At 63.2% G+C, this 23,035-nt stretch carries 20 protein-coding genes and 1 pseudogene; 7 read left to right on the top strand and 14 right to left on the bottom strand.

The features are described 5' to 3' along the window. Positions 1–112 precede the first annotated feature (112 nt). A complete protein-coding gene (locus LZK81_RS12930; protein ID WP_233953541.1) occupies positions 113–670 on the bottom strand; it encodes a hypothetical protein in 558 nt (185 codons plus the stop codon). Between the two features lie 130 nt (positions 671–800). After that, a complete protein-coding gene (locus LZK81_RS12925; protein ID WP_233953540.1) occupies positions 801–2,189 on the bottom strand; it encodes an FAD-binding oxidoreductase in 1,389 nt (462 codons plus the stop codon). Between the two features lie 449 nt (positions 2,190–2,638). On the opposite strand from LZK81_RS12925, the gene LZK81_RS12920 reads away from it, so the two are divergent. From LZK81_RS12920 to LZK81_RS29330, 5 genes and pseudogenes are all read left to right on the top strand, one after another. Further along, positions 2,639–2,830, top strand: coding sequence for a hypothetical protein (locus tag LZK81_RS12920; RefSeq protein ID WP_233953539.1), 192 nt, complete (start codon positions 2,639–2,641; stop codon positions 2,828–2,830). Positions 2,831–2,918: 88 nt separating this feature from the next. Beyond that, positions 2,919–3,938, top strand: a complete 1,020-nt coding sequence (locus tag LZK81_RS12915) for a TRAP transporter substrate-binding protein (protein ID WP_046608660.1) — start codon at positions 2,919–2,921, stop codon at positions 3,936–3,938. A 74-nt stretch (positions 3,939–4,012) separates the two neighbouring features. Continuing rightward, positions 4,013–4,513 (top strand): TRAP transporter small permease, encoded by a 501-nt coding sequence (locus LZK81_RS12910; protein ID WP_233953538.1) that lies wholly within the window; start codon positions 4,013–4,015, stop codon positions 4,511–4,513. Continuing rightward, a complete protein-coding gene (locus LZK81_RS12905) occupies positions 4,510–5,805 on the top strand; it encodes a TRAP transporter large permease (RefSeq protein ID WP_233953537.1) in 1,296 nt (431 codons plus the stop codon). Before LZK81_RS12910 ends, LZK81_RS12905 begins: the two co-directional genes overlap by 4 nt. Before the next feature lie 5 nt (positions 5,806–5,810). Continuing rightward, positions 5,811–6,268: pseudogene (locus tag LZK81_RS29330) on the top strand (DUF3237 domain-containing protein). Between the two features lie 82 nt (positions 6,269–6,350). On the opposite strand, the gene mdlC reads toward LZK81_RS29330, so the two are convergent. Continuing rightward, positions 6,351–9,434: a benzoylformate decarboxylase gene (mdlC, locus tag LZK81_RS29325; RefSeq protein ID WP_326491487.1), complete on the bottom strand. Its 3,084-nt coding sequence runs from the start codon at positions 9,432–9,434 to the stop codon at positions 6,351–6,353. 137 nt (positions 9,435–9,571) lie between these two features. Between mdlC and LZK81_RS12880 the strand changes: the two genes are divergently transcribed. Further along, a complete protein-coding gene (locus LZK81_RS12880) occupies positions 9,572–10,471 on the top strand; it encodes a LysR family transcriptional regulator (protein WP_233953534.1) in 900 nt (299 codons plus the stop codon). Positions 10,472–10,491: 20 nt separating this feature from the next. Here the strand turns inward: LZK81_RS12880 and LZK81_RS12875 are convergent, their stop codons facing one another. From LZK81_RS12875 to LZK81_RS12830, 10 genes are all read right to left on the bottom strand, one after another. Then, positions 10,492–10,677 (bottom strand): hypothetical protein, encoded by a 186-nt coding sequence (locus LZK81_RS12875; RefSeq protein WP_046607413.1) that lies wholly within the window; start codon positions 10,675–10,677, stop codon positions 10,492–10,494. 116 nt (positions 10,678–10,793) lie between these two features. Beyond that, entirely contained in the window at positions 10,794–12,623 is a 1,830-nt protein-coding gene (atzF, locus tag LZK81_RS12870; RefSeq protein WP_233953533.1) for an allophanate hydrolase, read from the bottom strand. Beyond that, positions 12,620–12,973, bottom strand: coding sequence for a cupin domain-containing protein (locus LZK81_RS12865; RefSeq protein ID WP_046607415.1), 354 nt, complete (start codon positions 12,971–12,973; stop codon positions 12,620–12,622). The genes atzF and LZK81_RS12865 overlap by 4 nt, the downstream gene beginning before the upstream one ends. After that, on the bottom strand, positions 12,966–13,649 hold the full coding sequence (locus LZK81_RS12860; RefSeq protein WP_233953532.1) for a cysteine hydrolase family protein: 684 nt from the start codon (positions 13,647–13,649) through the stop codon (positions 12,966–12,968). Before LZK81_RS12860 ends, LZK81_RS12865 begins: the two co-directional genes overlap by 8 nt. Then, positions 13,649–15,202 carry an ABC transporter ATP-binding protein gene (locus LZK81_RS12855; protein WP_233953531.1) on the bottom strand — a complete coding sequence of 518 codons (1,554 nt, stop codon included), beginning with the start codon at positions 15,200–15,202 and terminating at the stop codon, positions 13,649–13,651. The genes LZK81_RS12860 and LZK81_RS12855 overlap by 1 nt, the downstream gene beginning before the upstream one ends. Then, positions 15,199–15,900: a cysteine hydrolase family protein gene (locus LZK81_RS12850; protein ID WP_233953530.1), complete on the bottom strand. Its 702-nt coding sequence runs from the start codon at positions 15,898–15,900 to the stop codon at positions 15,199–15,201. Before LZK81_RS12850 ends, LZK81_RS12855 begins: the two co-directional genes overlap by 4 nt. A gap of 11 nt (positions 15,901–15,911) precedes the next feature. Then, positions 15,912–16,928 carry a formamidase gene (locus tag LZK81_RS12845; protein ID WP_233953529.1) on the bottom strand — a complete coding sequence of 339 codons (1,017 nt, stop codon included), beginning with the start codon at positions 16,926–16,928 and terminating at the stop codon, positions 15,912–15,914. Between the two features lie 12 nt (positions 16,929–16,940). Beyond that, positions 16,941–17,867, bottom strand: coding sequence for an ABC transporter permease (locus LZK81_RS12840; RefSeq protein ID WP_046599741.1), 927 nt, complete (start codon positions 17,865–17,867; stop codon positions 16,941–16,943). Next, positions 17,867–18,997, bottom strand: coding sequence for an ABC transporter permease (locus LZK81_RS12835; protein ID WP_233953528.1), 1,131 nt, complete (start codon positions 18,995–18,997; stop codon positions 17,867–17,869). The genes LZK81_RS12840 and LZK81_RS12835 overlap by 1 nt, the downstream gene beginning before the upstream one ends. A gap of 52 nt (positions 18,998–19,049) precedes the next feature. Continuing rightward, positions 19,050–20,177: a BMP family ABC transporter substrate-binding protein gene (locus tag LZK81_RS12830; protein ID WP_233953527.1), complete on the bottom strand. Its 1,128-nt coding sequence runs from the start codon at positions 20,175–20,177 to the stop codon at positions 19,050–19,052. 340 nt (positions 20,178–20,517) lie between these two features. Between LZK81_RS12830 and LZK81_RS12825 the strand changes: the two genes are divergently transcribed. Then, complete coding sequence (locus tag LZK81_RS12825) at positions 20,518–21,192, top strand: GntR family transcriptional regulator (RefSeq protein WP_046599744.1); 675 nt, start codon at positions 20,518–20,520, stop codon at positions 21,190–21,192. A 399-nt stretch (positions 21,193–21,591) separates the two neighbouring features. On the opposite strand, the gene LZK81_RS12820 is transcribed toward LZK81_RS12825, so the two are convergent. Then, positions 21,592–23,034, bottom strand: coding sequence for a M81 family metallopeptidase (locus tag LZK81_RS12820; protein ID WP_233953526.1), 1,443 nt, complete (start codon positions 23,032–23,034; stop codon positions 21,592–21,594). Position 23,035 lies beyond the last annotated feature (1 nt).

Here is a 23,035-nt window from a genome sequence, read left to right as displayed (position 1 = left end):
GCCGTTTTTGGTTGGTGGAGGTGGCGGTTGATGCTGGGGCGTGGTGCCTGACGTGCTGCGGTCATTAGATGGTGGCATCTGTTGACGACGGCGGTTTGATCCTCATGGCCGACTAGCGATGATACGCCGTCTGCGTGACGGTTCCCCGCGAGTCGAGAAAGTGCCTACAAGAGCTTCGGTCATTGCCGGTCTCCACTTTCGACCACGCAACCGCGATCATGTGCGCCTTGCCTATGAATTGGACCGGTTTCACATAGCAGCGTCCGTTCGTGATGATGACATAGCCGTTGCTAACGACCTTTTCTTCCAAGACCTCGCTCGTTTCGGGATCAGAACGCGAGGCGGCAAAGCCCCAGCGGAATCTGTGAGGGGGCACGCCTTGCCAATAGCTGTCAACGATAGCCTCCGTCACCTTGCTCAAAAGTCGGCTGTTTGCTAACGCTTTTGCCAGATGTGGTTGGAAGAAACGGCGACGATGCAGAGCCTTAGCGGACGGCGCGTACTGGTGGTTCTGTTGCTTGTGGCGGTTGCTTTCGGGGTGTGGGGTTGGCAATTGAATGACCGCGTCAGCCGTTGCTTCGATGATTATGATCCCGCCTACATCGCCAACGAAACTGCTCGCAATGCCGCTTGCGGAAATTGAACCAATCTGGATCGGCGGCATCTTCAACGCGAAGCCCCACATGAGTTTTGGGGTACGGGGGATGTCCCCCCGTTAGTTTATCGGCCCGTTGCTAGGCCCAGGGCGTTCGACGCTCAGAATGCTCCACTGGAGCGTTCTGCCGGCCGGCCGTCGCGCCTCAGCCAGCGTCACCCATCTTGCCCGGGTTCATGATCCCCAGCGGATCGAGCGCGGCCTTGATCTTCTTCATCACATCCACCGCCTTGCCGTGTTCCTTGCGCATGAACTTGAGCTTGGCGATGCCGATGCCGTGTTCGCCGCTCGCCGTGCCGCCGACGGCGAGTGCGCGTTCGACGACCCGGTCGGCCATCTCGTCGGCTTGCCTCAGGTGGTCCGGATTGTTCGGGTCGATCAGGTAGGCGGTGTGGAAATTGCCGTCGCCGACATGGCCGATGATCTGGCCTGTCAGCGACGAGGCATCGATATCGGCGCGCGCCGCGACGATGCTTTCGGCAAGCCGCGAGATCGGCACGCAGATATCGCCGGTATAGAGCTCAAAGCCGGGAATAATCGCCTTGGTCGCCCAGTAGAGATCGTGGCGGGCCTGCCAGAGTTTGGCGCGCTCGTCCGCATCCGCGGTCCAGCGGAAGGAGATCGCGTCATGGCCCTTGGTGATCTCCTCGACAAGCCGCGCCTGTTCCTTCACCCAGGCCTCGGTGCCGTGGAACTCGAAGAACAGGGTGGGGGCGACCGGCAGGCCGAGCTTCGAATAATTGTTGGTCGAGGCGATCGCCACCTCGTCCAGGAATTCGACGCGGGCGACCGGGATGCCGTATTGCACCGCCTCGATCACCGCTTCGACGGCATTGGCGACCGTCGGGAAGGAGCAGATGGCGGATGAAACGGCCTCCGGGATCGGATGCAGGCGGACGGTCAATTCGGTGATGACGCCGAGCGTGCCTTCGGAGCCGACGAAGAGATGCGTCAGGTCGTAGCCGGACGAGGATTTTCTGGCCCGCGATCCAGTCTGGATGGCCTCGCCGTCGGGTGTCACCACCCGGAGAGCCAGCACGTTTTCTCGCATCGTGCCGTAGCGCACCGAAGTGGTGCCGCTGCCGCGGGTCGAGGCCATGCCGCCGATCGAGGCATCGGCGCCGGGGTCCACCGAGAACATCAGGCCGGTTTCGCGCAACTCCACATTGAGCTGCTTGCGGGTGACGCCGGGCTGGACGACGGCCAGCAGGTCCTCGGGCCGGATCTCGAGTATCCTGTTCATCTCGCGGGTATCGAGCGAGATGCCGCCGCGGATCGGGATCGTATGGCCTTCCATCGAGGACCCCGCACCAAACGGCACGACCGGTACGCCATGCGCAGCACAGGCAGAAACGATCGCCTGGACCTCTTCTTCGATGCGCGGAAAGGCGACGGCATCGGGCAGGTGAGGGGTGAGCCGCGACGTATCGTGGCTGTGATGCTCTCGAACGGAAGCCGAGGTCACCAGCCTGTCGCCGAGAATGCCTTTGAGTTTCGCAATCGCCTGACCGACCGGCGTGACGAGATCTTCCATTTTTTCCTCCCTGATGCCGCAATGATGACTTGAAATAATCGTGCCCAGGGCTCGATCCGGCTTGCGGATCCAAAGCAACCAGGGCCGGAAATCTTGGCGCGTCCCGGCGTTTCCGCGAACGGTTTTGGACGCCGCTACCGTATCCCAACCGATCGGCCGGCAGTTTCTCCCGGCCGAACATTCCCTCCTTAAGATCAGCGTCTCCCAGCCCCGCCTTGTTGCCGCATTCATCCTGCCGTGTATGCATGAAGTGCTGCCGCGACATTCTAGACGGTTTGAACCGCGGTTGAAGTGCCTATCGGAAAAATCTCAGGAGCCCTGACTTTTTGTATCCCAAAACGAAATGGAAGCTTGTCGTTTCAGCCTGGATGTGTTGAAATTCGAATGTTCGGTTAGGCGATGTCGGGAGGACGGCGTCACCTCGGGAGACCGGGCATGGGAGGAAATCAATGTATACACAACTGGCCGGGACAGTTGCATCTGCCACAGACATGGCGGGTTCGGTTCCGGCTGCGGAGATGATGTCCGGCCGCGTCGCCGCCGACCTTTCGGCGCATCTTTCGCCGGCCGTTTTTATGGGCGCCGCAATTGCGTCTCTCCACGGAATTTCCAACGACTTCGGCGATCTGCCCGGGACTTGAACTCTCCTGGTGGGTTGACCGCGATATTCGCCGGCCGGAGCGGGGAGGGAGCCCCGCCGGCCTCTGATCTCAAAGGGAGGAGAAACACATGAAACTGAAGGCATTGCTCGCTTCGGCCTGCCTCGCGGCGCTGACTGCACCCGCCCACGCCGCCGACGTGGAACTGACATTGTCGCACTGGGTCCCCGCCACTCATGCGCTGCAGCCGGGCGGGATGGAGCCTTGGGCGAAATCGATCAAAGAAGCGTCCGGCGGGCGCATCAACATCACCATATACCCCGCCTCTCAGCTCGGCGCCGCACCCGATCATTACGACATGGCGCGCGACGGCATCGTCGATATCGGCTTCATCAATCCGGGCTATCAGCCGGGGCGCTTCCCGATCATCGCGGCGGGCGAAATTCCCTTCCTGATCGCCAATGCCAAGGGCGGGTCGCGGGCGATCGACGAATGGTACGGGCAGTACGCCCAGAAGGAAATGAAGGACGTCTACGTCTGCATGGTGCATCTGCATGACCCGGGAACGCTGCACGGCGTCAAGGGACCGATCCAGGTTCCTGCCGACCTGAAGGGCAAGAACATCCGCCCGGCGCACGCGACCATGGCCCGCATGGTGAGTTCGCTCGGCGCCGCATCGGTGCAGGTGCCGGCGGGCGAAATGCGCGAACTGATCTCCAAGGGAGGTGCCGACATGACTGCCTCGCCCTGGAACTCGATCTATACGTTCGGTCTGCAGGACGTGACCAAGCATCATCTCGACCTGCCGTTCTACGCGACGACCTTTGCCTTCGTGATGAACAAGGCCAAGATCGACGGGCTTTCCGCCGCCGACCGCAAGGTGATCGACGATCACTGCACGCCCGAATGGGCCGAGAAGATGGCCAGCAAATGGGCCGATGCGGAAGCGGCCGGGCGCAAGAAGATGATCGATGCGGGCGGCCACACCCTCTACAAGCCGACCCCGGATGAAGTAGGCCTCTGGAAAAAGGCGACAGGTTCGCTGCAGGGCGAATGGGAGACTGCAGCCACCAAGGCCGGCATAGACGCGAAGGCGGCCTGGGCGAGCCTGCAAGAGACACTCAAGAAATACGGCGCCGACGTGAAATAGCGCGTGCGGGACCATTCGCAGGCGGGTGCTGTCGCGGCGCCCGCCCTTTTCCATCTGTTCATCGAGTGCTGTCCATGAACCGCTATCTGGAACGCTTCAGCGACGTGGTCGATCTTGTGGCAGGCATCCTGCTGGGGCTGTGTACCATCCTGATCGTCGCTTCCACCGTTGGCCGCTATGTCCTGGCGTGGCCGATCCCAGACTCCTTCGATATTTCGCGCTATCTGATCGGCGCCTGCATCATGTGGGGTCTCGCGTCGCTCGGTTATCGCGGCGGGCATATCGCGGTCGACCTGCTCTACGAGCCGATGGGGCCGCGGGGGCGCCGCGTCCTCAATTTCATCGCCTGGGCGCTGCTCCTCGCCTTCACGGCCATGCTTGCCTACATGATGTTCTTCCGCCTCGCCAGCGCCTATCGGAGCAATGAAGCGACGTTCGATCTGCGCATCCCCGTCTGGCCATTGATCGGACTGATCTGGCTCGGCTGCGCATCGGCCGTCGTCACCACCGCGATCTCGCCTTTCGTTCGGCGCGAACCTGAAGATATCGATCCGCTTGAGGGCCATGGCGTATGAATACTGCTGATCTCGTCGCTATCGGCGGCTTTGTCGCCATGTTCGTGCTCATGGGCCTGCGCGTTCCGCTTGGCGTTTCGATGGGGCTGGTCGGCATATTCGGCTTTGCCGCCATGCGCGGCATGTCGCCGGCGCTCAACCTGCTGACGACATCGCCGATCCGCGTGATTACCGACTTCAACCTGACGCTCGTGCCGTTCTTCATCCTGATGGGGGCCTTTGCCACCAATTCCGGCATGTCGCGGGAACTGTTCAGGACGGGGAATGCCTGGCTCGGACAGTTCCGGGGAGGGCTCGCGCTCTCCACGATCGGCGCCTGTGCCGGATTTGCGGCGATCTGCGGCAGTTCGATTGCGACCGCCGCGACAATGACCCGCATCGCGCTGCCCGAGATGCGCAAGGCGAAATACGCCGATGCCACCTCGACCGGCGTTATCGCCGCAGGCGGCACACTCGGTATTCTGATCCCGCCTTCGGTGATCATGGTCGTCTACGCCTTTCTGACGGAGACGGATGTCGCGCAGCTGCTGATGGCCGGCATCATCCCCGGCATCATGGCGACCTTCATGTACATGGCGACCGTGCTGATCGCCCACGGCAAGCGGTTGCCGCCCGGAAAGCCGTTCGAGCTGAGGGAGGCTCTCGCATCGCTTCGGGACGTCTGGGCCGTCATGCTTCTTTTCATTTCCGTCATCGGGGTAATCTATCTCGGTATCGCCACCGCGACGGAAGCGGCGGCGGTCGGGGCCTTGATGACCATGGTCATCGGCCTGCTGCGCGGCCGGCTGAACTATCGGTCCATCATGGCGAGCCTCGTGGAGTCGCTCCGGACGTCGGTTTCGCTGTTCAGCGTGCTGATCGGCGCCATCCTGTTCGGCTATTTCCTGGCGATCACCCAGTCGCCGCAGAAGCTGACGGCAATGCTGGTCGGAATGGATCTCGGACCATACGGAACATTGACGCTGATCCTGGTCATTTTCCTGATCGCGGGGGCTTTGATGGACGAGATGGCGATGATCATCCTGCTCGTGCCGATCGTGTTCCCGGTCATCAGCCATCTTGGCTTCGACCCGGTCTGGTTCGGCATCATCATCGTCGTCGCCTGCCAGCTCGGCATGATCATGCCGCCCGTCGGCATCAATGTCTTCGTCATCAATTCGATTGCGAAGGACGTGAAGATCACCACGATCTACGGCGGCGTCATGCCTTTCATTCTCAACGATATCATCCGGCTTTTCCTGCTGGTGGCGTTCCCGGTGATCTCGCTCTGGCTGCCGCAAACGATGAGATAACGCACATGATCGCACCGAGCCTCAGGCAGCTTTGCGAAATCCGCGCCGAACTCGGCGCGCCGATCGAGAAGGGAGGCGGCCCGGGCGGCCGCTGGCGGATCATCCCGATCATCGGCGGCGTGGTGGAAGGGGAACGCCTTTCGGGGCGCGTCCTCAATCTCGGCGCGGACTGGCAGAGCGTCTATGATGCCGGTACGCGGAACTCGATACGCGCTACGTGATCGAAACCCATGACGGGGCGATGATCGACATCCGCAATTTCGGTTTCCGTCACGGGCCGGCAGACGTGCTGGCGCGGCTGGCGGCCGGCGAGACGGTCGATCCGGCGCTCTATTACATGCGCACCACGCCGCGTCTGCAGACCGGCGATCCGCGCTATGCCTGGCTGAACCATACGATTTTCATCGGCAGCGGGGAGCGCTTGGCAAGCGCCGTGCGTATCAGCGTTTTCGAAGTGCTCTGATCCACCAGTCCACCGAGAAATGGAAAGGCCGCCGGATTGATGATCCGGCGGCCTTTTTGTCGCTTATGAAGCCGGCTGGCCTTCAGGCCATGTGAATCGTCTTGACCTCGAAATAGTTTTCGAGACCTTCGGGACCGCCCTCGCGGCCGATGCCGGACTGCTTGAAGCCGCCGAACGGATGGTGGATGTCGACGATCATGCCGTTGACGGTGACGCTGCCGGTGCGCATGCGGCGGGCAAAGGCATAACCACGCTCCGGATCGGAGGTGAACACCGCGCCGGACAGGCCGTAGGTGCTGTCGTTGGCGATCTTCGCCGCTTCGTCATCGTCCTTGTAGCTGATGATCGACACGACCGGTCCGAAGATTTCCTCCTGGGCGATCTTCATGTCCATCGTCACGTCGGTGAAGACGGTCGGCTCGATGAAGTAGCCACGGTCGAGGCCCTTCGGGCGCCCGCCGCCGCAGGCAACCGTCGCACCGCCTGCGCGGCCGGCGGCGATGTAACCTTCGACGCGGGCAAGCTGGCGGGCCATGGTGAGCGGGCCCATCTGGGTGGTTGGATCAGCCGGATCGCCGACCTTGATGTTCTTCACCGCGCCCACATAGAGGTCGATGAATTCTTGGCTGCGGGACTCCGGTACCAGGATGCGGGTCAGCGAGAAGCAGACCTGCCCGGTGATCGGCATGGAATAGACCATCAGGGCGGGCAGCGCCTTGGTGAAGTCGGCGTCATCGAGAAGCACGGCTGCGGACTTGCCGCCGAGTTCCAGGCTGACGCGGGCGAGCCGATCGGCGCAGGCTGCGGCGATCACCTTGCCGGCGATGGTCGAGCCGGTGAAGGAGACCTTGTCGATGCCCGTGTGGCGCACGAGATAATCGCCGCCTTCGCGGCCGGCCGGAACGAGGTTGAAGACGCCCTTGGGGATACCAGCCTGCTCGATGCATTCGGCGAGCAGATAGGCGTCCAGCGGGGTTTCCGGCGAGGGCTTGGCGACAATCGTGCAGCCGGCGGCAAGCGCTGCCGAGACCTTGTAGTTCAGGAGCACCATCGGCGCGTTCCACGGGGTGATCGCGGCGCAGACGCCGACCGGCTCGCGCACGACGCGGACTTCGCCGCCATCGGCACGCTTGCGCTGATCGACGAACTCGTCGTTCTCGATCAGGCCGGCATAGTAGTTGTAGAGGCCGGGGTTCTGGCCGACCAGCTTCTTGGTCAGGAAGATCGGCGCGCCGACCTGGGTCGTCCAGGCATTGGCGATCTCGTCGAGGCGGGCGGTCAGCAGGTCGGCGATCTTGCGCAGATAGCCGGCGCGCTCCTTGAAGGTCATGCGCGGCCAGGGGCCGTTGTCGAAGGCGTCGCGGGCGGCGGCAACGGCCTTGTCGATATCGGCGTTGCTGGCTTCCGGATAGCTCATCAGCACTTCTTCGGTCACCGGCGAGATGACGTCGAGCTTGTTGGTGCCGAGCGGGGCGACCCATTCACCGCCGATGAAGAATTTTTCGGGGGTTTTCAGGATCTGTTCGTTTCTGACCGCGACATTCATTTCAGTCTCCTCCTCGGATAGTATGATTTCCAAAAGCCGCGGCCCCTTCATTTTCAGAAGGTCCCGCAGGCATGACGACAGTTCATCGCCCTTTTCGCAGCGAACGGCCTTGCAGCCCTGCGCCTCGGCGATTTTCACGAAATCCATGTGGCCGATATCGACGCCGTCGATACGGCCGGAGCCGCTCCGCTCGGCAATCGCCTTCAGCACCTTGTAGCCGCCGTTGTTGAGGATGACGATCATGAGATCGGCATCGTATTCGACGGCAGACCAGATCGACTGGATGGAATAGAGGCTCGATCCGTCGCCGATGACGGCGATGACCGGCTGTTCCGGCCTGGTCAGGGCGGCGCCCACCGAGCCGGGCAGGGCATAGCCGAGCCCGCCGCTGGCGGTGGCGAAAAAGCCGCCAGGCCGTTCGATCGGGAAGAAGTCGTGCAGCGCGTCACGGCCGCTTGGGGCTTCCTCGAAGACGATGCTGTCCGGCGAGCGGACGTCGGCCAGCGTCTGGTAGAAGAATTCCTGGGTGATGCCCTTCGGCTGCTTCAGGCGCGGAATGGTGCGGGCCGGGCCGCCGGTGCGCTGCGGGCGGCAGCGCAGGCGGTAGACGAGGCTTTCGGTGGCGGCGCGCAGGTTCGAGACCATGGCGTTGCCGACGATGGCGCTTGCCGCCTGGGCCGGGTCGTCGGTGATCAGCCACAGTTCCGCACCTGCCGGGATATCCGGGCCGGAGCCGGCGAAATGATAGGTGAAGGCCGGCGCGCCGAGCACCAGAACGAGATCGGCGCCATGCAGGCAGTTCGCGAGCTTCGGCTGGAAGGCCGGCAGGAAACCGGCAAAAAGCGGATGGCGTTCCGGAAAACTGCAGCGCGACGAAAGCGGGCTTACCCACACCTTCGCCTGCAGGATTTCCGCCAGCCGCACCGTCGCATCCCAGGCATTGTCGATATCGACGCCCGGTCCGACGACCAGCACCGGCTCGCGGGCATCGTTCAGCCGGCGGGCAAGATCGTCGATCGCCGAGGCCGGCGCACTGATCACCGTTTCCACGTCGCGGATGGCGATCGGGGCTGCCTGTGCCTGCCAGTCGCTCAAGGGGACCGAGACCATGACCGGGCCGCGGGGCGCCTGCATCGCCATATAGTAGGCGCGGGCAATCGCTGCCGGCACGTCTTCGGCGCGGGCCGGTTCGCAGGCCCATTTCACATAGGGCTTCGGAAATTCCGTCGGGCTTTCGGCAAACAGGAACGGATCGTGGGGCAGCAGCTCGCGGCTCTGCTGTCCCGTGGTGATGATCAGCGGCGCGCGGTTGCGATAGGCCGTGTAGATATTGCCGAGCGCATGGCCGAGGCCGGCGGCCGAATGCAGGTTGACGAAGGCCGGCTTGCGGGTCGTCTGCGCATAGGCGTCTGCCATGGCGACGACGATCGATTCCTGCAGGCCGAGCACATAGGAAAAGTCTTCCGGCACATTGACGAACATCGGCAGTTCGGTCGAGCCCGGATTGCCGAAAATGCGGTCGATGCCCTTCTGCCTCAGAAAGTCGAAAACGGCCTCGCTTACCGTCTGTCCACGCAGCTTCGTGCTGCCGGACAGGAAATCCAGCGACATCTTGTTCATAGCTTCGAGGCCTCCTCCCGGCCTTCAGGGTTCCCACCCTGAGCGCGTATCTTTTCGTGGGAAGTGTCGCAGATAGCGCCCTCTCTTGGAATTGAAGAATTTCCAATAATCCATTACATCAAGGCATGACTTTGGATGTGCGATCGGCTCAAATCGTTCTCGAATGCGCGCGGCGCGGCAGCCTCGGCGCGGCAGCGACCGCGTTGAACATGACCCAGCCGGCGATCACACGCATGCTGAAGCGGCTGGAGGACAGCTACGGCGTTCCTCTCTTCGAGCGCACGACGCGCGGGGTGGTGCCGACCGTGTTCGGAGATGCCCTGCTTCCCTATGCCAAACTGGTCGTTTCCGAGATCGGCAATGCGACCGACGTGATCCAGCAGATGCGCGGTGCCAGCCGCGGCGTGGTGCGGATCGGCGGGGTCGCGAGCGTCGTCGGCGGCTTCATCATCGCCGTGATCGGCGAGATGCGCAAACAGCATCCGGAAGTGCAGTACCAGGTCATCGAGGATCTTGAGGACCGGGTGCTGGAAGGGCTGAAGGGCGGAACGATCGATATCGCGATTTCACCGGAGCCTTATCTCGACGACGACATCATCATGGCGACGCCTGATATCATGCACGACACCGTGTCGGTCTTTGCGAGGGCCGATCATCCGATCATCAGGCGAGAGCATGTAGCGCTTGCCGAGGCGGCGGGCTTCGACTGGGCCATGCCTCCACCGGGCACACCGACCGTCAGGGAGTGGCAGCGGCGGTTCCACGACAATGCGCTGGAGCCGAACGCGCCGTCGATCGTCTCCCGCTCGGTGCCGGTTCTGAAAGCCGCGGTTCTCTCGGAAGCGATGTTCTGCTGGATGCCGCTGCCCCTGGTGCGCGAGGAGGTGGAACGGGGCGACATGGCACGCGTCAACGTGCCCGAACTCGACTGGCAGCGGACGTTCCGCGTCTACCGCCGCAAGAAGGGCCTGATGACGCCGACGACGGTCAATCTGCTGCAATGCATCCGCCGCATCAGCGAGACCTGGTCGATGTAAAGAGCAGGGCGATTTACACCCTACCTCTGCTTGGCGCCCGCGCTCTTGCCGTCCGAACTCTTCGACCTTTCTTCGAAACGGTCGGCGCCCTTGGCGAGGTCCGATCCTTTTTGAGCTTCGACCTTCTTCTCTTCCTTGCGGGTGCTCTGCTTCAGACCGCGCGCGGATTCCTTGCCCTTTTCGGTCGGTGCCTGTTCGATACCCATGATTTCTCCTCCAGCGCCTGACTGGCGCTTCATTCGAACGGGCGGCGTGGGAAGGCGTTCCCGCACATGCGCATCTTTTCCGGATTTTCGTGCCCGCGTGGGCAGGGCGCAGTAGATCAGCCGACGTTGCCGACCCGCGGCAGCGATGCATACTCCCTGAGATAGGCCCGCCAGCCGCCATAGGCGGTGATGTCGAGCGCGCCCTGAAGCGCGAAGGGTTCGGCGAGGAACCCCTTGGCCGAGGTGCCGTCCGACAGGGTAACGGTGCCGATGCCGAGCGGCGGCGGGATAGCCGCGACGAACAGACCGAAGGCCGCCGGCGTCAGCTTCCAGACCTCCACCTCGATCTCGCCGCCTTCGCCTTCGGCGACGCGGACCATGCCGGGTTTCGGCGGCACGGTGCCGGCAAGCGCGTAAAGCTTGTAGGCGGCGGAGGTTTTCGCGACGCGGGAGAAAGTGCCGTCGAGATCGGTAAGCTGATGGTTGAGCGGCATGCCGGAAAGGTGGGCGCCGACCACGACGATGTCGATCAGGGCATCGCCGGCAATGGCCGCAGGCGGTTCCGATGGGGCCGGGAGCGGCCAGCTGGTGGCGCCGAGGGTGAGGCCGCTTGCCTGGTGAAGGTCACGGGCCAGTGACGCGGTGAGGCCGTCGTGGCCGAAGGGGGCGAGCAGCGTGACGCTGGCCGGCAGGCCGTCTGCGCGAGTACCGGTCGGCACGGCGATGCCGCACATGTCAGCCAAGTTGACGAAATTCGTGTAGGTGCCGAGTCGCGAGTTTTCCCGGATCGGCTCCGCATCCAGATCGGCGCGCGTATAGTGGGTCGGGGCGGTCGGCACGCAGAAGAGATCGACGGAGGCGATCAGCGGCGCCAGCACCTTCTTCAGCGCCTGCAGCGCATAGAGGCCCTTGAAGGCGTCGGCTGCGGAGAGCGATTTGGCGCCGCCATAGATTTTTCGCGTTACCGGGTGGAAGCTTTCCTCCCTGGTGTCGAAGAATGGCTTTACCGCCGCATAACGCTCGGCCACCCAGGCGCCTTCGTAGAGAAGGTTGGCAACCTTGTAGAACGCGCCAAAGGGCACTTCGACGATGCGATGTCCGAGCCTTGCAAGCATCGATACGGCATCGCCATAGGCTGCCTCCATGACAGTATCGCCGAAGAATTGCAGGTCCGCCTTGGCGGGCACGCCGATCGTCAGCACCGGCCGCGCCGAGCCGAAGCCGGTGGCCGGCACGACCTTCGAATAGGCGTCCGTCTCGTCGTATTTCGCGGCGACGGAGAAGACCTTCCACGCGTCGTCCGTGGTCAGCGCGAAGATCGAGACGCAGTCGAGCGTGCGGCAGGCGGGGACCACGCCGCTGGTCGACAACGCGCCGACGCTCGGCTTCAGTCCGACGATATTGTTGAGGCCGGCCGGGATGCGGCCGGAGCCGGCGGTATCGGTGCCAAGCGCGAAGCTGACGATGCCTTGCGCGGTCGCGACCGCCGAGCCGGACGAGGAGCCGCCGGGCACGAGTTTCGGATCGATGGCATTTCTTGGGATCGGATAGGGCGAGCGCACCCCGACAAGGCCGGTCGCGAACTGGTCGAGATTGGTCTTGCCGATGACAAAGGCGCCGGCTGCCTTGAGCAGGCCGACCACGGTCGCATCCTTCTCGGGCAGATAGGCATAGTCCGGGCAGGCGGCGGTGGTCGGCATGCCGGCGACGTCGATATTGTCCTTCACGGCAAAGGGTATGCCGAACAGCGGTTTTTCGGGATCGAAGGCGCCGAGTTTGGCGGCTTCTGCCAGTACGGCCTGCCTGTCGGCCAGATGGATGAAGATGCCGGGATCGCCGATCTCGGCGATGCGCGTGAAAACCGCTTCGACGATCTGCGCGACACCGCCGCCACCCCGGTAGAACGCGTGAAGCGAGGCGATATCGAAGGCTGGTGTCGCAATCATGCCATTTCCTCTTCCAGTATTGTCACCGGCCGGTCCCACTGGATCAGTACGACGCAGCCGGTATCGCTCCAGACGGAGTGTTCGGTGCCGGGCGCATTGACGATATAGCTGCCGCGGCCGTAGTCGCCGGCCTCGTCGGATTGCACGCCTTCGAGCACAAGGATGGTTTCGAGGCCCTCATGGCGATGGCGGGGAACGCCGGCGCCGGCCTCGTATTTCAAGAGCGCGACGCCCGGCTGGTCGCCCTCGAAGGGGCGGATCCAGTGGATCGTGACCTCGTCGCGGAAAGGCTCGAATTTCAAATCTTTCCAGCCGCCTAGCGTCAGAAGTTCGCGGGTTGATTCAGGCATTGGTCATCCCCTTTGGCGCGATCCCTTCCAGAATGTCGTCCACATGGGCGGTCCAGCCGACGATCGCGCCCTGGGCGCGGATCATGGCGACGGCGGCCGCCTTGAACTCGGGAAAATAGCTCTCGGTCGCCTCTTCGGCGAGCAGGCATTCGTAACCGCGATCGTTCGCCTCGCGCATCGTCGTCTGGACGCAGACTTCCGTCGTGACGCCGGCAAAGACGAGCTGGCTGATGCCTTTCGCCTTCAGCACCTCACCGAGTTCGGTGGCATAAAAGGCGCCTTTGCCGGGCTTTTCGATCACCACCTCGCCGTCGATCGGCGCAAGTTCGGAAATGATCGCCGTGCCGGGTTCGCCGGATATCAACACCCGACCCATGGGGCCGAGATCGCCAATCCTCAAGGACGGGTTGCCGCGGTTGCGCTTGGCGGGCGGCAGGTCGGAGAGATCGGGCTTATGGCATTCCATCGTGTGGATGACCGGCAGGCCGGCATCGCGAAAACCCTGGATGAGACGTTTGACGTCCGGCACGATTTTGGTGATGCGCCCAACATCGTTGCCGAGGCTTGCGCCAAAACCGCCGGGCTCAGCGAAATCGCGCTGCATGTCGATGACAATAAGCGCAAGCGCCGCGGGTTTGGCCGGAAAGGCGAAAGGTTCTGCCTTGATCTGACCCATCAGTGATGTCCCGCCATATGGGCGCCGATCACGCCGATATCGGCGGCGCGGATCGGAGTTTCGTAGACCAGCTTGCCCTCCGAGATCACCATGATGCGGTCCGACATTTCCAGAAGCTCGTCGAGGTCTTCGGAGAGCAGCAGCACGGCGGTGCCTGAATTGCGGGCCCTCATGATGCGGGCGCGGATTTCCGCGACGGCAGAAAAATCGAGGCCGAAACAGGGGTTGGAGACGATCAGCAGGTCCACGTCGCCGGTCAGTTCTCGGGCGAGCACCGCGCGCTGCACGTTGCCGCCTGATAGAGCGGCGATCGGTGAGGAGGACGAGGCGGTCTTCACCTTGAAGTCCGAGATCAGCGATGAAGCGCGTTTCTTCATCTCGCCCTTGTTCAGCCAGATCGCATCCTTGCCGTCACCCTTCAGGTCGAAGGTGCGGAAGGCGAGGTTTTCGCTGACCGTCATTTTTGGCGCACAGGCGTTTTGCAGCGGTTCTTCGGGGATGAAACGGACATTGTTCTTGCGGGTCTCGGGCCGGGTCGCGCCATAGGCCTCGCCGTTGACGGTCACGGTGCCCCTGTCAGTCGGGCGCTGGCCAGCGAGGATTTCGGTGAGCTCCTTCTGGCCGTTGCCGGAAATGCCGGCAATGCCGACGATCTCGCCGGAACGGACCGTCAGGTTGTCGATCTCGATCGTCTTCAGGCCGGAGCGGTCCGGCGCCTTGACCTGCTCGACCTTCAGCACCGATTTCGCCGCCTCCGGCACGGGCAGGCGGCTGTCCAGTTCGGCGAGCTTGACGTCGCCGATCATCATCCCCGCCATGTCGGCGGTGGAAAGCTCGTCCACCTTGCCGGTGCCGACCAGCTTGCCGCGCCGCAGGATCGAGACGGCATCGGCAAACTTCGTCACCTCGTGGAACTTGTGGCTGATCATCAGCACGGTCAGTTCGCCGCGTTCGGTCATGCCGCGCACGATACCGAGCATTTCGTCGGCCTCGGCCGGCGTCAGCACCGAGGTCGGTTCGTCGAGCACGAGGAAGGAGCGGCCGAGATAAAGCTGCTTGACGATTTCCAGCTTCTGCTTCTCGCCGGCCGCCAGTTCGCTGACCGGCCGTTCGAGCGGGATCTGGAAGGGCATGCGCTCCATGAAGGCGGCAAGATCCTTGCGCTCCTTCGCCCAGTTGATCACCGAGGGCACGGAGGTGCGGCTGATCACCAGGTTTTCGGCCCCGGTCAGCGAGGGGACGAGCGTGAAATGCTGGTAGACCATGCCGAGCCCATAGGTGGCTGCATCCTTGGGCGAGGCGACCGAGACTTCGCGGCCGTCGACCGAGAGCGAGCCGGATGTGGCGTGGTAGAAACCCATGATGCATTTCACGAGCGTCGACTTGCCGGCGCCGTTTTCGCCGAGCAGCGCGTGGAACGAGCCGGCGGGCACGCTGATCGAGACATTGTCGAGCGCGGTGAAGGAGCCGAAGCGCATGGTCATGCCGAGCGTTTCGATGCCGACCGCCTTGCCGGCCTTGGGGAGCGGAGTATCGCGGACGACGTTGTTCATGGCAGCTGGCTCACGAGGTTCAAGGAATTGGAGACGGAGCCGAAGACGCCGCCCTGCATCTTGACCATCTTGATGGCGGCGAGGTGGTTGCCGTAGTCGGTGGCGCCGCAGCAGTCTTCCAGCATCAGGCATTCGAAGCCGCGGTCGTTCGCCTCGCGCATCGTCGTCGAGACGCAGACATCGGTGGTGATGCCGGTGAGGATGAGGTTCTCGATGCGCTTCTGGTTGAGGATGAGTTCGAGATCGGTGGCGCAGAACGAGCCCTTGCCCGGCTTGTCGATGATCACTTCGCCTTCAATCGGGTAGAGTTCCGGGATGATGTCCCAGCCGGGCTCGCCCCTCGTCAGGATGCGGCCGCAGGGGCCGGGATCGCCGATGCCGGCGCCGATGCGCTGCGAGCGCCAGCGCTTGTTGGCGGGCAGGTCGGCGAGGTCCGGGCGGTGGCCTTCGCGGGTGTGGATGATGTGGTAGCCTTTTGCGCGCATGGCGGCGAGCACTGTCTTGATCGGCTCGATCGGCGCCTGCACCAGCGACAGGTCGTAACCCATGTGGTCGACATACCCGCCCTTGCCGCAGAAATCGGTCTGCATGTCGATGATGATGAGGGCGGTGTTTTCGGGTCTCAAATCGCCGTTATAGGGCCAGGCATAGGGATCGGCGTCGATATAATGCCCTTTGGTTTCAACCATCGCGTCCATCATTGTCTCTCCTATTCGCCAGCCAGCTTGAAAGTCTCGCCATAGAGCCGCACGGGTTTGTCGAAGCCGCAGGAGGTGCCGTCGGTGACCTTCACCGCGTCCTCCCAGGGCAGCTTGTATTTCCCGGCAATCAGGTCGTGCATGTAGGTGTAGGGCGCATCGCCGGCGCCGCCGGATACCGCGACGTAACCGCGATGGCCGAACTGGTAGATGTTGTTCTCGACGCCCCAGCCGACCCGCGCCTCGCGCACGAGGTCGGGTCGCACTTCGGCGGTGATGATCTCGTTGACGCGGCCGGACGTGCCATGGGCGATGATCGTGCCGTCGAAATTGCAGACCATGCCTTCTCCCATCGAATCGAACGTGCCGTCCGAGCCGCACATGCAGACGCTCGCCGTCACCATCAGGTTGCAGAAGGCGTTCGACTGGTTGGTGAATTTCCAGCTTTCGCGGATCGGCGCGGTGTAACCCGCCGTGCGGATCATGATCTCGGCGCCCTTGTAGGCGCATTCGCGGGCCATTTCAGGAAACATGCCGTCATGGCAGATGATCAGGGCGAGCTTGGCGCCTTTCGGTCCGTCGATCACCGGAATGCCGAAATCGCCCGGCTCCCAGGGTTCCACGGGCACCCAGGGGTGCATCTTGCGGTAATAGAGCTTCAGGTCGCCGGCATCGTCGATGACGATGCCGGAATTGTAGGGCATGGCGCCCGGGTTCAGCTCCATGATCGAGAAGCAACCCCAGATCGCGTTGTCCCTGCAGGCGCGTCTGAAGGCCGCGACTTCCGGGCCGTCGAGCGTGCACATGATCTCCGGATTGATGTCCATCGAAAGCCCGTGCAGCGCATATTCGGGGAAGACCACGAGATCCATGCCCGGCTGGTTGCGCCGGGCCTTGGCGACGAGATCGACGATCACCTGCGTCTGCCGGGCGAGATCCGCCCTTGTGACCGTCACCGGAAGCTGGAGCTGGACGAGGCCGATACCGACGCCGTGCTCCGATTTGTTGAGGCCGCCCAATCCGTTCATGACCGATCTCCCTTATTTCGTCAGCGACAACGCGCCTGGCGCACCGGCAAGCGAGCGGGTGGGCGACGAGGTCGCGATCAGGATGATGAGGGTGAGCACGTAGGGTGCCGCGTAGAACAGGTAATAACCCTGCGTGACGCCGACCGATTGCAGGGCAGGGCCGAGTGCGCCGGCACCGCCGAAGAGCAGGGCGGCCAGGAAACAGCCGATCGGGTTCCAGCGGGCGAAGATGACCAGCGCTACGGCCATCAGGCCTTGGCCGGAGGAAATGCCTTCGTTCCAGGAGCCCGGATAAAAGAGCGACAGATAGGCACCGCCGATCGCGGCCAGCGAGCCGCCGGCGGCCGTCGCCAGAAGCCGGACGCGGTCCGGGCTGATGCCCATGGCGCGGGCGGCATCGGTGCTGTCGCCAACGACACGCAGGATGAGGCCGATGCGGGTGTTCTTGAACGCCCACCAGAGGAAGAGGGCGAGGGCCGCGCCGATGAAGAACAGCACGTTGATATTGAGCGCCGCCTGAACCTGCGGCACCGCCGACCAGCCGCCGAGCGGGATGGAGGGCAGTTTCGGCGCCACCGGCTGGATGAAGGATTTGCCGAGGAAGAAGGCCAAGCCCAGGCCGAACTGCATCATGGCGATGCCGATGGCGATATCGTTGACCTTGGGCCATTTGCATATCCAGCCGTGGATCGTGCCGAACATGGCGCCGGTCGCCATCGCCGCCAGCACGCCCAATGTCGGCGAACCGGTCATCACCGCCACCGCGTAAGCCGTCATGGCGCCGAACACGAGCGTGCCTTCGAGCCCGAGATTGATGCGGCCGGAGCGTTCTGTGATCGTCTCGCCGAGCGAGACGAAGATGAAGGGGGTGGAGACGCGGATGGCGCCTGCGAAGATCGCCAGCGGCACGCCCCAGAGGCCGATACCTGTGTCTTCCATCAGTGGCTCCTTTTCCAGAGGTCGGGATTGAAGATCTTGAAGCGGCCGTAAAAGGTCTCGCAGAACAGGATGACGATGAAGAGCGTGCCCTGCAGCACCAGGACGGTCGCATCCGGCAAGCCCATGCGCCGCTGGATCAGGCCGCCCGAAGCGGAGATGCCGCCGAGCAGGATGGCGACCGGAATGATCGCCAGCGGATTGTGCCGCGCCAGGAAGGCGACGAGGATGCCGGTGTAACCGTAACCGGCGGCGAGCGAGGCGTTGGCGCTGCCTTGGACCGCCGCGACCTCGATCATGCCCGCGAGACCGGCAAAGCCGCCGGCAATCGCGGTGAAGCCGACGATCAGCTTGCCGACTGGCAGGCCCTGGATCTGTGCGGCGCGGACATTGCCGCCGGCGATGCGGGCGGCAAAACCGAAGCTGGTGATCTCGATCAGCACCCAGGAGAGGATGCAGGCGACGACGCCGATGACCAGGCCCCAGTGGACGTCCATGCCGGGGATCTGGCCGAGCATGTATTCCTTCGGCAGGGGTTTGGTGGAGGGCTTGTTCAGACTGGCCGGGTCACGCAGCAGCCCTTCGACGAACTGGTTCATCAGGGCGATGGCGATATAGGCCAGAAGCAGCGAGGAGATCGTTTCGTTGACGCCGCGATAGTGGCGCAGGAAACCGGCAAAGCCGATCCAGATGCCGCCGACGACCATGGCGGCGAAACCCATGAAGATGAACAGCACGATCGGCGGCACGATGCCGACGAAGGGCATGGCGCTGGCCGCCGCCGCGACGCCGCCGAGCACGACCGCGCCCTCCGCACCGATGATGACGAGACCGAGCCGGGCCGGCAGCGCGACGCAGAGTGCGGTCAGTAACAGGGGGGCGGCGCGGGAAAGGCTGTTCTGGATCGAAAACCAGCTTCCGAACCCGCCCGTGTACATGAGCTGGAAGAGGGTGACCGGTGACTTGCCGATCGCCAGGATGAAGAGGGAGAAAAGCGCCAGGCCGATCAGGATCGCCACGAGCCCGATCGCCACGGGTTCCGCCCGCCGCGCCAGCCATTCGAGGAGGGGGCGGAAGGACGCATTGCCCCCCGCCGCGATGGATAGTCTCGGGTCGTTCGCTTCGGCCGTCATGGCGCTTCTCCCCCTTGACGTGAGGTTAGGGACGTAAGGTCAGGACATCAGGTCAGGACGTCGACCCGACGACGCCCTCGACCAGGTAACCCATGCTTTCGAGTTCGATCGCATCCTCGGCAAACGACTTGCCGGCGGTGACGACGACATTGCCCTTGTTGTCCTTGATCGGCCCCTTGAAGACCGAGAACTTGCCGGACATGATCTCGGCGAGCGTCGCCTCGAACTTCTTGCGCCCCTCGGCGGACACGGCGGGTCCGAGCGGGCTCATCTTGACGAAGCCGTCCTTCAGGCCGCCGCGGACAAAATTGCCGAGCTTGCCGCCGTTCTGGGCCGCCTTGATGAAGTTCGTATAGACATTGCCCCATGCCCATTCGGCGCCGGTCAGGTACTTGTCCTTGGCGAGCGCGCTCTGGTTGGCGTGGTAACCGCAGACGAAGGCGCCGCGGCGGGCGGCTGTCTCGACGACCACCTTCGGGCTGTCCACATGGCAGGTGATGACGTCGGCGCCCTGGTCGACCAGCGCGTTGGTGGCTTCGGCTTCCTTGACGGCGAGCGACCATTCCCCGGTGAAGATCACCTGGCAGGTGATGGTCGGATCGACCGAGCGGGCGCCGAGCAGGAAGGAATTGATGTTCTGGACGACCTGCGGGATGGGCTTGGCGGCGACGAAGCCGATCTTCTTGCTCTTCGACGCATAACCGGCGGCAATGCCGTTCAGATACTGGCCCTGACCGATATAGCCGAAATAGGAGCCGGTATTCATCGGGTTCTTGCCCTCGGTCCACAGGCCGCCGCAATGGCGGAACTGCACTTTCGGATATTTCGCGGCCATGGCCAGCATATGGGGGTCGAAGTAACCGAAGGAGGTCGGGAAGAGCAGGGTGGCGCCGTCGAGGTTGATCATCGATTCCATGGTCTTCTGGACGTCGACGGTTTCCGGAACGTTTTCCTCTTCGACGAGCGTGATGCCCGGCATCTTCTTGATGACGGCCGCACCCTCGGCATGCGCCTGGTTGTAACCGTAGTCGTCCTTGGGGCCGACATAGATGAAGCCGACGGTGAGCGCGGTCTGCGCCATGGCCGGCGAGCCGATCAGGCCGGGAGCGGCCCCGGCCGCCAGGCCGGCAACGGAAGCCTGGAGAAAATTGCGGCGGTTCATGGGAAGGAGTTTGGTCATCGGAATGCTCCTTGCGGCGCTGGGCCGGTTTCGAACGGGTACATGAAAGTGCATGCAATGTGCGTGCCAGACTTCAAGCCATTGTTATTGCGTTAAAACTTTACAGGCCAAAAAAATGCGAAATGAAAAGTGCATACAGATTCATCGCCTTTTCGCTTAAGAAATAATCAAGAGATATTATTTGTTCAGCAATCCGGCAGGCAGAGCAATACGGCAATTGCCGGTGCCGATTTTCAGCGTCCGAAAGCCGAAAATTACCAATGTCTTGCCGGTGTCATTTGACTTATCGAGTCCGGAACGGCATCTGTATGCAGGTTGTAAGCATGAGTAGAATCGTCCCGTGAAGCAGGTCAGGCGCAGAGAAGTCATCCGTACCGGAACCACCGTCGAGCAGATGGTGCGGGCGATTGCCGACATGATCGTCACGGGCGCCATCCTGCCGGGCGAGAAGCTCGACGAGATCACGCTCGCTTCGCGCTTCGAAGTGTCCCGCACGCCGGTGCGCGAGGCTCTGCGCGAACTTGGGGCCATGGGCCTAGTCGGGCGCGAGCCGAACCGCAGCGCCGTCGTCACCAACGTGACCGGGACCTATCTGCACTCGATGTTCGAGGCGATGGCCGAGCTCGAAGGTATTTGCGCCCGGTTATCGGCCGAGCGGATGACGGTCGACGAGCGGCGGGCGCTGGAGCTCGAACATCGCGGTTCGATGCGGCTGGTGCATGCCGGTGCCGAAGAAGACTATGCTGCGCACAATACCGAATTCCACACAAGGCTTTATCGCGGCGCCCATAACGACCACGTCTTCGAGATGGTGACGCAGACGCGGGCGCGGCTCGCCCCTTTCCGCCGCGCACAGTTCCGCCTGCCGGGGCGCCTTGCGAAATCCTATGAGGAACACGACCAGATCGTCACCGCCATCATCCGCGCCGATGCGGCGGCTGCGGGGCAGGCGGCCTATTCGCATGTGGCGATCGTCAGCGACGCCAGTGCGGTGTTTGCGACTGCCGGGGAATAATTGTCGGCCGGCCTTCTCGATCCTGTTTTCCAAACAGCACTTTTGGCCGCGCGGATGAAAAATCCGGCGGTTCCGTTTTGCGGGAATAGGGCAGGCGGGGTATTTTTGGGTGGTGGGTATTCAGGCTTTCCGCCTGCCCCGGCCGTTTTTGCGTTTCCGGGGATTGTCAGGCCCCTTAGACCGCTTCCTCGACCGTCACCGGAAACCGGACCTTGCGAGCCGGATGATGCGGCCGGTTCGCGAACCCGGTTTCCCATCCGATGACGGGGAGATTATGCGGCGTCGTCTGGAGACGGGGACAAGCGGGGAAGCGAAAGCGGGTAAGTGTTTGAAAGCTCGACCGCTAAATTTTCCGATAGGCCAAAAATGTCCCCGCTTAGGCGTCGTTCCTTTCGGAAGTCACCGACCCGCGGACCGCGCCGAGACAAATACCTGCGGCTCATAGCTAAAACCCTTGTCGAAGGGATAGGTCGGCTTCAGCTTACGGTGGCGCTCCAGGCGTTCGACGAACTGGTCGACGACGCCCGGCGACAGGGCCATCAGGTTCGGGTTGGCGATCGGCGCCAGTTCCGGGGACAGATAGCCCGATTTCACGACGATGATCTTTGCGCCATTCGGGTCGAGGCCCAACCGGGTGAAGTCGGCGATGTAGTGATAGGGGCGGCGCTTGGCCGAGAGGACCAGTTCCATGCCGCCGATGGCAACGACCGCCTGCCGGTCGGCAAGGTCTGCGGTCTCGTGGAGGAACTGCACCTTCACTTTTGCCTGGACCGGCTTGCTGCCCATCATATCGAGCGAGGCTCCGATCGTGAGGTCGAGCTCGGCGCCGACGCCGGCGGCATAACACGCTTCCGCCGCCGCCTTGTCGGCGATGCCGGCGAAGACGACGCCGGTGGCGCCTTTGGCGATCAGGTCGGCCAGCACCTCGGCGCGGTCGCCGACGCCGCCGCCGGTCGGGTTGTCGCCGGATTCGGCGAGCACGACCGGAGCGGTCTTGGTGGCGATCGCCTTGTCGACGCATTCCTGGATCGAGCCGGTTTCGCAGCCGAACACGAATTTTTCTCGGGCATCCCAATAGGCTTTGGCGACGCGCTTGGCTTCGCGCTCAAGGACGGCGCGGTCGGTGCCGGTCATGATCGCGGCGGCGGTGCCGCGCGGTTCGTCGGCCCAGACGTAGCCGACCATCAGCGAGGCATCCCAGACGCCGTCCATCGCGTCGATTTCCGGCATCATCTCGTAGAGGCTTTTTGCGGGCTCATCGACCGTCGAGGTGCGCTCGCCGGGCAGCACGACCGGGATCGGCGCCCAGAGCAGGACGGGCTTGACGCCGGTCTTCAGGCTTTCGACCAACATTTTCACCGAGCGGCGCATGGTCTCCTCGACATCGATATGCGGCGCGGTGCGGTAGGTGGAATACATGTCGAGCGCATCGATGATCCGCTGGCTGACATTGCCATGCAGGTCGTAGCTGGCCGAGACCGTGCAGTCCGGGCCGACCAGATCGCGGGCGGCGGTGATCCAGTCGCCCTCGGCATCTTCCATGCCCTGCACATACATGGCGCCGTGCATGGCGAGATAGAGACCGTCGAGCGGCAACAACGGCTTCAGGCGATCGAGGAATTCGGCCTTGAAGCGCTCATAGGTGGAGCGGGAGACCGGGCCGCCGGCAATGGCGCGGCAGTGGATGGTCGGCAGAAATTCGGCGTCGTAATCCTTGAGGAAGGCGAAATAGGGGGCCGCGGTCAGCTCCTCGCCGCGCACGACGCGAAAATCCTTCTCCTCGTTGAGGACCGGATTGTAGGTGCTGCATTCGATATGGATGCCGCCGACAGCGATACGCATG

It is taken from the genome of Neorhizobium galegae, assembly GCF_021391675.1.
Classification (GTDB): Bacteria; Pseudomonadota; Alphaproteobacteria; order Rhizobiales; family Rhizobiaceae; genus Neorhizobium; species Neorhizobium galegae_B.
Note: the sequence above shows the minus strand (reverse complement) of the source record. Positions and strands in the feature narration are given on the sequence as shown.

What these genes read in the sequence shown, in the direction of transcription:
- mdlC (WP_326491487.1), bottom strand. Translation starts at nt 9,434, where the DNA reads ATGAACAAGATGTCGCTGGATTTCCTGTCCGGCAGCACGAAGCTGCGT.
- LZK81_RS12855 (WP_233953531.1), bottom strand. Translation starts at nt 15,202, where the DNA reads ATGAACAACGTCGTCCGCGATACTCCGCTCCCCAAGGCCGGCAAGGCG.
- LZK81_RS12860 (WP_233953532.1), bottom strand. Translation starts at nt 13,649, where the DNA reads ATGGGTCAGATCAAGGCAGAACCTTTCGCCTTTCCGGCCAAACCCGCG.
- LZK81_RS12845 (WP_233953529.1), bottom strand. Translation starts at nt 16,928, where the DNA reads ATGAACGGATTGGGCGGCCTCAACAAATCGGAGCACGGCGTCGGTATC.
- atzF (WP_233953533.1), bottom strand. Translation starts at nt 12,623, where the DNA reads ATGATTGCGACACCAGCCTTCGATATCGCCTCGCTTCACGCGTTCTAC.
- LZK81_RS12830 (WP_233953527.1), bottom strand. Translation starts at nt 20,177, where the DNA reads ATGACCAAACTCCTTCCCATGAACCGCCGCAATTTTCTCCAGGCTTCC.
- LZK81_RS12875 (WP_046607413.1), bottom strand. Translation starts at nt 10,677, where the DNA reads ATGGGTATCGAACAGGCACCGACCGAAAAGGGCAAGGAATCCGCGCGC.
- LZK81_RS12840 (WP_046599741.1), bottom strand. Translation starts at nt 17,867, where the DNA reads ATGGAAGACACAGGTATCGGCCTCTGGGGCGTGCCGCTGGCGATCTTC.
- LZK81_RS12820 (WP_233953526.1), bottom strand. Translation starts at nt 23,034, where the DNA reads ATGCGTATCGCTGTCGGCGGCATCCATATCGAATGCAGCACCTACAAT.
- LZK81_RS12925 (WP_233953540.1), bottom strand. Translation starts at nt 2,189, where the DNA reads ATGGAAGATCTCGTCACGCCGGTCGGTCAGGCGATTGCGAAACTCAAA.
- LZK81_RS12910 (WP_233953538.1), top strand. Translation starts at nt 4,013, where the DNA reads ATGAACCGCTATCTGGAACGCTTCAGCGACGTGGTCGATCTTGTGGCA.
- LZK81_RS12835 (WP_233953528.1), bottom strand. Translation starts at nt 18,997, where the DNA reads ATGACGGCCGAAGCGAACGACCCGAGACTATCCATCGCGGCGGGGGGC.
- LZK81_RS12865 (WP_046607415.1), bottom strand. Translation starts at nt 12,973, where the DNA reads ATGCCTGAATCAACCCGCGAACTTCTGACGCTAGGCGGCTGGAAAGAT.
- LZK81_RS12850 (WP_233953530.1), bottom strand. Translation starts at nt 15,900, where the DNA reads ATGGACGCGATGGTTGAAACCAAAGGGCATTATATCGACGCCGATCCC.
- LZK81_RS12915 (WP_046608660.1), top strand. Translation starts at nt 2,919, where the DNA reads ATGAAACTGAAGGCATTGCTCGCTTCGGCCTGCCTCGCGGCGCTGACT.
- LZK81_RS12920 (WP_233953539.1), top strand. Translation starts at nt 2,639, where the DNA reads ATGTATACACAACTGGCCGGGACAGTTGCATCTGCCACAGACATGGCG.
- LZK81_RS12905 (WP_233953537.1), top strand. Translation starts at nt 4,510, where the DNA reads ATGAATACTGCTGATCTCGTCGCTATCGGCGGCTTTGTCGCCATGTTC.